Below are 4,733 nucleotides of genomic sequence, written 5' to 3'. Positions count from 1 at the left end.
TCGGCGGGCGCCGCCTGGCGGAGCTGCTCGCGCTGCTCATCGGTCATGAGGTCGTGCATGGCGTTACGCATGCGCACCATCTCGGCCATCATCTCGCCGTGCAACTCGGCCAGGCGGCCGTGGAGTTCCTGCACGGCTTCCGGATCCGGACTCTCGCCTTGCATCTCGGCCATCAGGTCGTCGCGCAGGTTCATCAGGCGCCCCTTGCGCTCGAACTGGGCCGGGCGGTGCTCCTGCATCAGTTCGCGCATCTGGCTGCGCTGATCGGAGTCGAGCATCGACATCATGCCCATGCCCTCGCCCATCATCGGGCAGGGCATCATGCCGCCCATCATGCCGGGGCCCATGCCGCCCTGGCCGCCGCCGCCCATCATGCCTCCCATCATGCCGGGGCCCATGCCGCCCTGGCCGCCGCCGCCCATCATGCCTCCCATCATGCCGGGGCCCATGCCGCCCTGGCCGCCACTGCCCATCATTCCTCCCATCATGCCGCTTCCCTGACCGGGGCGAGAGTCCGGCATGCCCTGGGCGAGGGCGGTGCCGGCACTACCGGCACCGAGTGCCAGGGCGAGTCCGAGGGCGAGAGTCTGCTTGCGAAGTTTCATGATCGTTCTCCTTGCTGCTGATTGGTCCCGTCGAGGGCCAATGCTCACAGTATTCCGGCTATGTGCGGCACAGAGGTCAATGCCGCGCGACTACGACTGGGTGTCTGGGAAACCACCCAGGACTCAGGACCGGAAGCGCTGTGTCAGCAGGTAGAGGGGAACGGTGTGGGGAGAGGCGGGCCCAGGAAGGGTGTGGCCAAGTGCCGAGGTGAGGTGCACGGATGGCCCGGCGACGGAGGCGATCAGGGGCGACGGGTCGGGAGTGGCATCCGGCGACTCGCTGCGGGGCAGCACGCCCGAGGCGGGGCGCCAGGCGTGGTCATGGTGGCAGTGGGGCAAGTCGGGCGCTGTGCTGAGCCAGGCCTCCGACGCGGCCTCGCCGAAGGCGAGCTCGAGGCCCGGCACCGGTGGGTCGACCGGATGGGCAGGTTCCGCCGTCTGGGCCCTGGCCATCAGAGCGACCAGCAGCAGCGCCAGGATGAGCACGGCACCGAGCCAGAGGGGGAGTCCTCCCTGGCGGGGTGCTGCGCGCTGCCCGGGCGCCTGAGGCTGCATGACGGTGTCTCGCTTGTCGGTGTCGTGTAGCCCTTACCCTAGTCCAGCAGCGCCAGCTGTCCATTGATTCACGTCAAAGAATCTCCGATGGCAAACCTGTGGGCAGGGCCCAGGTTGCGGGGGCCTCGAGGCCGTGAAATACTCGCGCCTCCATTGGCTCACAAGGCCGTTTATCCCTACATGCGTCGACTCTCCTCCCATTGGCTTCTCAGCCTGCTGATGGCCCTGGTGCTGGCCATGGCGCCGCCCGTCGCCGCGGGCGGGCACCATGGGGATGCCGCCTGCCTGGAGAGTCAGCTCATGGAGCATTCGGCCATGCAGGGGGCGGCGGCCTGGGACCTCTCGGCAATCGCCGACCCCAGCGAGCCGGATGCCTCCCTGGCCTCTCCCTGCTGCATCCCCTGTGCCCAGTGCGGTGCCAGCATGGCCCGGCTGACCATCGAGGCGGTAGCATCCCCGCATCCCCTGTCCGGGCCCGGCCTGGGCCATCCTGCGGGGCCTCCCGCTCCCTTCGAGCGGCCTCCTCGCGCCTGAACCTCTCTTCCCCTGATGGCGCCGCGGGTGATCGAACCGCGGTGAGAGTGTTCATGTCACGAGGATCACTTGATGAAACGTCGCGAATTTCTGGGCTACTCGGCGCTGGGCGCCCTGGTGCTGTCCACGGCCGGTACCATGGGCTATGCCCTCTCTCGCCAGCTTCCCCATTCGACGCCGCCCGTCGGGCTCGCCCCGACGCCGCTGGGCGGAGAGCCCCTCCAGCCGCTGCCGCGCATCGCCAACCTGAGCGAGACGGCCGGCCGCTTTCGCAGCGCGCTGACCCCGGCCCCCCATGCGGTGCCGCTCGGCGATGAGCTCGAGGCCCGACTGTGGCTCTACAACGGCAAGGTGGCGCCGCTGATCGAGGTGCGCGTGGGGGATGAGCTGGACATCACCCTGATCAACGAGCTGGAGCAGGAGACCACCCTGCACTGGCACGGCGTGCCGGTGCCCCAGGCCCAGGATGGTGCCCCCTGGGACGCGGTGGCGCCGGGCGAGTCCCGCCAGTACCGCTATACCTTCCCCGCCGGCAGCGCGGGCCTGCACTGGTTCCATCCCCATCCCCACGAGGGCACCGCCCGTCAGGTGGCCCACGGCCTGGCGGGGGCGCTGCTGGTGCGCCCGCCCCAGGATCTGCTGCCCCTGGAGGTGGAGGAGCACCTGCTGGTGGTCAGCGACCTGCGCCTGATGGCGAACGGTGAGGTGGCGCCGCATACCGCCGAGGACTGGATGAACGGCCGCGAGGGGGAGCTGCTGCTGGTCAACGGCCAGCGCGAGCCGCGCCTGGACGTGGCGCCGGGCACCACCCTGCGCCTGCGGCTGATCAATGCCTGCGCCGGGCGCTACCTGCGTCTGCGCCTGGACCAGCACGAACTCACCCTGATCGGTACCGATGGCGGCCTGATCGAGCGGCCGCAGCCGCTGGAGGAGCTGCTGCTCACCCCGGGCGAGCGCGCCGACCTGCTGGTGCGGGTGAGCGAGCAGGCCGAGGGGCGGTTCCAGCTGGCCAGCCATCCCTACGAGCGCGGCTGGATGGGCGAGAGGCCACCCCACCTGGAACAGGTCGCGCCGCTGCTGGCGATCCATACTCTCAATTCGGGCGTACACCCCGCCGTCGCACTGCCCGAGCGGCTGGGGCGCGTCGAGCCCCTGGGCGAGCCGGCGGTGCAGCGTCGGGTGGAGCTGACCGAGGTGATGCCGGGCCATGACGACCACGGCGCGGGCCACGGTGACCCCCATGCCGGCCATGGAGCAGGTCACGGTGCAGGCCACGGTGACCCCCATGCCGCCCACGGCGGCGGCAGCGGCAGCCATCATGGCACCCATGGTCCTGGCGCCAGCCATGCCGCCCACGGTGGCGGCAGCGGCAGTCACCATGGCACTCATGGCCCGGGCGCCAGCCATGCGGGCCACGGGGCCGGCCAGGGCGGCGATGCCCGCCCGGAGGTGGATTTCCTGATCAACGGCCGTGCCTTCGCCATGGACGAGATCCTCTTCGAGGGCAGGGCCGGCGAGGTGGAGGAGTGGGAGGTCTTCAACAACTCCCACATGGACCATCCCTTCCATGTGCATGGCACCCACTTCCAGGTGGTCGCCACCCGCGATGGCGAGTGGCGCGAGGCGCCCTGGCTGGCCTGGAAGGACACCGTCAACCTGGCGCCCTACCAGCGGCTGAAGCTTCGCATGGTGTTCCGCGAGCCCGGCGACTGGCTGTTCCACTGCCACATCATCGAGCACGAGGAGCTGGGCATGATGGCGACGATCCGCGTGAGCTGATCCTGCCGTATCGTGCTTCGGCGCCATGCGGCGGCTTCGTATGGCGCCGGCCATACCTGACGAGGGATAAGGAAGTGACGTCATGACCCATTATCGATGGCCACTCGCGATGGCCATGCTCTTTACGCTGCTGGCGGGCTGTTCCCGAGAGCCGAGCAGCATCAGTCTCGACCAGTTGCGTCAGCAGACCCACATTCACGGCCTGGCCTTCGATCGAGCCGACAGCGAACGACTGTGGCTGGCGACCCACCATGGCTTCTATGCCGTGGAGCGAGATGGAAAGGCTCGGAGGGTCTCGGAGGAGACCCATGATTTCATGGGCTTCGCGCCTCATCCCGAGGAGGCCGAGACCTTCTTCGCCAGCGGCCATCCGGCGGCTGGCGGCAACCTCGGGGTGGTGATCTCCGGTGATGGAGGTCGCAGCTGGTCACGGCTTGCGGCGGGCGTCGATGGCCCGGTGGACTTCCATCAGCTGACCGTCAGCGCGGCCAGCCCCAACGTGCTCTACGGGGCCCACGCCGGCCAGCTCCAGGTCAGCGAGGATGGCGTATACCCCGAGCGCCGACCCGCGAGCCTGGTGGTGGCCAACCAGGGGACGCTCTACGCCTTCATGCTGGACGTCGGCATGCTGCGAGCCGAGGAAGCCAGCCTTGACTGGGAGGTGGTGAGGCGTGGCTGGGGAGAGCGCTATCTGATGCATCTGGCGGCAGATCCGAACGCCCCCCCAGCGACTGGTAGCGGCGGATGACCTGAACCGGCTGCTGTTTAGCGAGAACGGTGGACGCGACTGGTCGCGTCTCGAGTGAACCGGGAGGTGCCCCATGCTGCAATATCCCCAGATTGATCCGGTGGCCATCAGCCTCGGGCCGTTCGCGATCCACTGGTACGGCCTGATGTACGTGGTGGGCTTCGTCGCCGCCTGGTGGCTGGGGCGCCGTCGTGCGCTTCGCCGTGGAGTTCGTGCGCCTGCCGGACCCTCATATCGGGTTCATCGCCTTCGGCTGGGTGACCAATAGGGATGCTGCTGTCCCTGCCGATGATCCTGGCCGGCGTGGCGCTGATCGGCTGGTCGCGGCGTCAGTCGGTGGATGAGCCGAAACAGCAGGCACAGACCAGGAGCCAAAAAGGAACTTGATCTGTATCAGCGCGATCGACAGTAGCCGCGCGAGTTAAGCTCAAGTCTGGTGTATGGGAGGAGGTAGGAAGGGTGGCGTATCCTGTTGATTGATCACGACCAAGATCTCAACCAACACGAGTGGA

General features: G+C 68.4%; 3 protein-coding genes and 1 pseudogene. 3 read left to right on the top strand and 1 reads right to left on the bottom strand.

Going from position 1 to position 4,733, the window contains the following annotated elements:
• Positions 1–605 (bottom strand): Spy/CpxP family protein refolding chaperone (locus ACQKE4_RS20005; RefSeq protein ID WP_427389975.1); only part of this gene is annotated, 605 nt, incomplete at its 3' end.
• Positions 606–1,766: 1,161 nt separating this feature from the next.
• Between ACQKE4_RS20005 and ACQKE4_RS20000 the strand changes: the two genes are divergently transcribed.
• From ACQKE4_RS20000 to ACQKE4_RS19990, 3 genes and pseudogenes are all read left to right on the top strand, one after another.
• Positions 1,767–3,473, top strand: a complete 1,707-nt coding sequence (locus ACQKE4_RS20000; RefSeq protein WP_427389974.1) for a multicopper oxidase family protein — start codon at positions 1,767–1,769, stop codon at positions 3,471–3,473.
• An 82-nt stretch (positions 3,474–3,555) separates the two neighbouring features.
• Positions 3,556–4,221, top strand: a complete 666-nt coding sequence (locus tag ACQKE4_RS19995; protein WP_427389973.1) for a WD40/YVTN/BNR-like repeat-containing protein — start codon at positions 3,556–3,558, stop codon at positions 4,219–4,221.
• A gap of 73 nt (positions 4,222–4,294) precedes the next feature.
• A pseudogene (locus ACQKE4_RS19990) lies at positions 4,295–4,432 on the top strand (prolipoprotein diacylglyceryl transferase family protein); the annotation flags it as partial.
• Between the last annotated feature and the right edge of the window lie 301 nt (positions 4,433–4,733).

The sequence above is a fragment of the Halomonas sp. NPDC076908 genome (genome assembly GCF_050269715.1).
Classification (GTDB): Bacteria; Pseudomonadota; Gammaproteobacteria; order Pseudomonadales; family Halomonadaceae; genus Vreelandella.
This window is presented reverse-complemented; position numbering and strand designations above follow the sequence as displayed.

Bases quoted from the DNA above. Each gene is read 5' to 3' on its own strand.
- ACQKE4_RS20000 (WP_427389974.1), top strand. From the start codon at position 1,767: ATGAAACGTCGCGAATTTCTGGGCTACTCGGCGCTGGGCGCCCTGGTG.
- ACQKE4_RS19995 (WP_427389973.1), top strand. From the start codon at position 3,556: ATGACCCATTATCGATGGCCACTCGCGATGGCCATGCTCTTTACGCTG.